Source organism: Komagataeibacter sp. NFXK3, assembly GCF_054182245.1.
In genome coordinates, this window is record NZ_JAPIVJ010000052.1 from 1 (window position 1) to 4,197 (window position 4,197).

Here is a 4,197-nt window from a genome sequence, read left to right on the forward strand (position 1 = left end):
TCTGACCACGACCCGAACGGCCGGAGCGGATGGTCTGGGAGCTAAGACGCGGGTTCTGGACGTTGCCAGCACGGCCTCGGGGGAGATTGAGCGTTTGCGGGAAGTTTGGGCCCGTCAGGTAAATCAGGCGCTGGAACGGCACCAGGTCGAACAGCGGGTGGATCACCGGAGCTTCGAACGCCAGGGGAATGAACAGGAGCCAACCCGGCACATGGGTGTGTCAGCGACCGCCCTAGAGCGTCAGGCGGGCCGCGAGAACCCTGGCCGGGAGCCGGTGACGGATCTCGGGAAGCAGAACGCGGAGATCCGCGAGCGGAACCGGGTTCTGGAAACGGCCCGCAAGGCCGTGGAGAAGGCGCAGGAGCTGTTCTCCGGCCTTGAGAAGCGGGCGCGGCTGGCGGTCGGTCTGGCCCGGAAGATCGGGCAGCGGATGGAGCGGGAGAGGGAGGCCGAACGCCAGCGGAAGGAGTTGGCGCGTCAGGCTGAGATCAGGCGGGAAATGCAGCGCCAGCAGGACATACGGGCGGCTGAGGAAGCCCGGAAAGCCGCCGAGATGGAACGGCAGAAGCGGCGCGCCAAAGAGATTGAACAACCGACATTTAGGCGGTCCCGTGATCGGGGGCCAAGTATCGGATTTTAAAAACATAGAGTTATTTATTCGGGCATTATATTGCTTTTGCCGATATTGCATTTCTCACATAGAGATTGAAGGTTTTGTAAAGTTGTTTCGCCACCTTTGCTCCATGGGATTATATGATCAACGTGTAATTTAGCGCCAGATTGAGGAGTAGCTCCGCACATTTGGCAGGAAGCGCCATCACGCATAAGAACTAGCGCTCGTAATCGCCAATTTATATTTCTTGGAGATTTATTTATACTTATATTTTTTTCGATGTTTGGCTCTGACTTGGCAACATCAGCATCATTTGCCCATGCTACAAAAGCCTCTAAAGCTTTTCGCCAACTACCGAAGCGTTTTTCGTAAGTCCCGGCTGAAAATAAAGAGATAGATGGTTTTATGTCATTATACCTCGGTTGGCGACCTGTGGTATTCCAAACCGTTACAATGTTTTCAAATAATTCGTCATTTGTAATATTTAAATTTCTAGTCTTCTTTAATCCTGCCTTCTCTAATACGAGAAACCAAGAACCGAACCTTCTTGTTAGTGTTGTTGCGTGGAATTTACCAAGATCGTTGTATTCATCTATTGTTATTTTATCCTTGTTTAACTTTTTTGCGACGTTAATAACGTCAGATATCAGCTCTTCTTCAGAAGAATTTCTGTGGTGAGTATCAAGAGTGTATTTCATTATTTAATATCAACTGTAATTATCTATCCTGCGACATATGCCAAATTCGGAGAACTTTTACGACTTTGGCGGTTTCATCGACTTCGTAGAGTAAGACATAGGGATGCACGACAACCCACTCGCGAATGTTGTCTTCCCCTTCCCTGCCTATGCTGGGAAACATGGCAAGGTCGGTAGTGGCGTCGATCAGCCGGAGCAAAATCCGTTTGGCCGCGTGAGGATTGCGCGGAAGCAGATAGTCAACGATGGCGGCCCGGTCTGTCAGGGCTTCATCGGACCATTCAACCCGCACGCCGTTCCTCGTGCGGCAGGGCGTCAATAGCTGCCTGAACGCGGGCCAGATCAGCTTTCAGAATTGCCAGCACCTGTTCGGCCGGGACAGCCGGTTTCGTGCTGCTCCGTGCCTTGCGGATCGCAGCTCTTTTGGCAGCCAGTTCGTCGGAAAGGTCAGTCATGACGCACCTCCATGCAGAAGTTCGAGTTGCATGGGCGGCCGTGTTTCCGTGGCCTGTGCCTTGCGGATATCTAGCGAGCCATTCCATGCCACATGCGGGTTAATGAAATACACGGCTACGCCTCGACCCTGCATTCCCTCGATTTTGCGGCGTTCGCGGCGGATTACGCCCATTTTTTCCAGCGTGCCCATGATGGTGCTGACATGCCTAGGGGCACAGCCGATTTCCTTGGCGAGCTGGTCACGGTTAAGCAGCACCTCGCCGGTGTCCTGCCGGAGATTAAGCAGCACCAGATCGAAGGCATGGCGGACCTGATGAGGCCGGTCATCGGATGGCAGGGCGCGGATGGCGTCCCAGATCGCAGCGGTCTGCATACGGCTCAACATGGTGAAACCTCCCGGCCAAAGCCCTTCGGTAGTGTCTGGTCGCGCTGCCTTCTGGAGCGCGTGTGTGATCTTGGAAAGGGCTAAACGCGCCTCTCCCGGCAGATGCTTCAGCAGTTCTTCAGACAGGAGCGAGAGCTGCTCGGCCGCCTGTGCGGCTTCCTCCTGTTCGGATCGCTGCTGCCTTGTGGTGAGGCGCACAATTTGGGCCATACTTCGCTCCTTGTGGAGAACCCGTTTTTAAGTCCCGGATTCCGGGATCAATTAGTCCCGGATTCCGGGACTTAAAACAAGCCTTTTCTTCTGGATTTCTGCGGGGTGTGGCGATCCCTAAGAAAAAGAAAAGAATCTAATCCCCCTGTTGTCCCCCCTTTTTCCGGTGGAAAACTGCCATTTCGAGACCTGTTCCGGCGCCCTGCGGGCGGGCTACGCCGCTTCCGCTCCGCGCTCGCCCAGACCCTGTAACGCCAGCAGAATCGGGCGAGAGAAAATGGCTCAGGAAGCGATGGAGGGGCTGGCCGGCTTTCCCATCCCGGTGACGGTCAGGGAAGATACCAGCCCGTGATGTTCCCCTTGGCGTCCGCGTTTGGGAAACAGACCGTGCCACCTTTCTGGCGTTCTGTGGTCCAGCCGTTCCCCTGGCACAGGGACAGCAGATCGAGGCTGCCCCGTCGATCGAGGCCATAAGCCCGCTGTCCGGCCGTGGTGTTCGCCCAGCTCGCGGCAGCCTCCTGATTGCGGGCTTTCTGGTATCCTTCCGCATGTCCGGTTTCCCACCCGGACCGCTGACCGAAGAAATATCCACCGCCAAACGCCACCAGAACGATCAGGAAGGCTGTTAGACCTGTCCAGAGTAGAGATGAACGTATTTCCGTCTGACTGGCCTGTAGCGCCTCCTGTGAAGCTTCTGTGGCCTGTTTGAGCGCGGCCTGCATTTCGGCCGACAGGGTGTGTTCCTGCTGGTTTCGAGTGGCCTGATCGGATCGAACGGCCCGGAGCAGACGGTTCGTCTCCGCCATTTCCCGGCCGAGCTGGTCGAACGCGGCCAGTCCGTCATTCAGCTCGCGTTCGTCGGTCATGACTTGTCAGGTTCCGGCTTCTGCCAGCCCTCGAACGCCTTGTGGTCATGGTCTCGGGTGATGCGTTTCATCAGTTCGTCAATGACCCGTCCGAAGCGTTCATCCTTCCCGGCCGCATCGATCAGCAGCCCCCCGAGAATGACCTTGCGGCGGGTGTCCTTCTTGCGTTCCTCAGCGGTCTGTCTGGCGAGCAAAGCCTGATACCGGGCCTTGGCCTGCTCGACCTGTTGTCTGGCCCGTTCGATGGGCGTCAGTTCCGGCACAGCATTTCCTCTTTCCGTCTGCCCTGTTTCCAAGACATTCTTGCCTCTCGACGGGAGTCGAAACAACCCTTGCGACGAAGGAGTAAAGGGCGCACTTTAGCATTGTTCCAATGCGTGCGTCGGGGACGTTCCTTCCCTGAACCCTTCCTGAACGGAGCGAGACGTGGCGATCTACCACCTGTCCGTCAAATCCATATCGCGTTCGGCAGGTCGCAGCGTTGTGGCTGCGGCGGCCTATCGTGCCGGTCAGGAACTGACGGACGAGCGGCAGGGCCTGACGCACGACTACACCCGTAAGCAGGGGGTAGAGGATGCGTTCATCGTGGCCCCGGATGGCGCGGACTGGGCGCAGGACCGGAACGCCCTGTGGAACGCAGCCGAGGCGGCAGAGAAGCGGAAAGATGCCAAGACCGGCCGGGAATACGAGCTGGCGTTACCGGCCGAACTGGATGCGGGCGCACGGAAGGAATTGGCTCGGGATTTCGCGGCCGAGCTGGTGGAGCGGTACGGGGTGGTGGCCGATGTGGCGATCCATGAACCCGGCCGGGAAGGAGACAACCGGAACCATCACGCGCACATTCTGACCACGACCCGAACGGCCGGAGCGGATGGTCTGGGAGCTAAGACGCGGGTTCTGGACGTTGCCAGCACGGCCTCGGGGGAGATTGAGCGTTTGCGGGAAGTTTGGGCCCGTCAGGTAAATCAG

8 protein-coding genes are annotated in these 4,197 nt (G+C 57.2%); 2 read left to right on the forward strand and 6 right to left on the reverse strand.

Annotated features, from left to right (window positions below; translation table 11 throughout):
* A partial coding sequence (locus OQZ28_RS17145; protein ID WP_458136681.1) for a MobA/MobL family protein occupies positions 1-640 on the forward strand: 640 nt, incomplete at its 5' end.
* A 14-nt stretch (positions 641-654) separates the two neighbouring features.
* On the opposite strand, the gene OQZ28_RS17150 is transcribed toward OQZ28_RS17145, so the two are convergent.
* The 6 genes from OQZ28_RS17150 to OQZ28_RS17175 form a co-directional block, all read right to left on the reverse strand.
* Complete coding sequence (locus tag OQZ28_RS17150; RefSeq protein ID WP_194269096.1) at positions 655-1,311, reverse strand: homing endonuclease associated repeat-containing protein; 657 nt, start codon at positions 1,309-1,311, stop codon at positions 655-657.
* Positions 1,312-1,330: 19 nt separating this feature from the next.
* A complete protein-coding gene (locus tag OQZ28_RS17155; protein WP_194269095.1) occupies positions 1,331-1,603 on the reverse strand; it encodes a type II toxin-antitoxin system RelE/ParE family toxin in 273 nt (90 codons plus the stop codon).
* Positions 1,593-1,766, reverse strand: a complete 174-nt coding sequence (locus tag OQZ28_RS17160; RefSeq protein ID WP_165919977.1) for a hypothetical protein — start codon at positions 1,764-1,766, stop codon at positions 1,593-1,595. The genes OQZ28_RS17155 and OQZ28_RS17160 overlap by 11 nt, the downstream gene beginning before the upstream one ends.
* Entirely contained in the window at positions 1,763-2,362 is a 600-nt protein-coding gene (locus tag OQZ28_RS17165; protein ID WP_194269094.1) for a helix-turn-helix domain-containing protein, read from the reverse strand. The genes OQZ28_RS17160 and OQZ28_RS17165 overlap by 4 nt, the downstream gene beginning before the upstream one ends.
* 329 nt (positions 2,363-2,691) lie before the next feature.
* Positions 2,692-3,228 carry a replication protein gene (locus tag OQZ28_RS17170; protein WP_194269098.1) on the reverse strand — a complete coding sequence of 179 codons (537 nt, stop codon included), beginning with the start codon at positions 3,226-3,228 and terminating at the stop codon, positions 2,692-2,694.
* Positions 3,225-3,482, reverse strand: a complete 258-nt coding sequence (locus OQZ28_RS17175) for a mobilization protein (protein ID WP_194269099.1) — start codon at positions 3,480-3,482, stop codon at positions 3,225-3,227. The genes OQZ28_RS17170 and OQZ28_RS17175 overlap by 4 nt, the downstream gene beginning before the upstream one ends.
* A gap of 172 nt (positions 3,483-3,654) precedes the next feature.
* Between OQZ28_RS17175 and mobQ the strand changes: the two genes are divergently transcribed.
* On the forward strand, positions 3,655-4,197 hold a 543-nt coding region (gene mobQ, locus OQZ28_RS17180), incomplete at its 3' end, for a MobQ family relaxase (protein WP_458136682.1).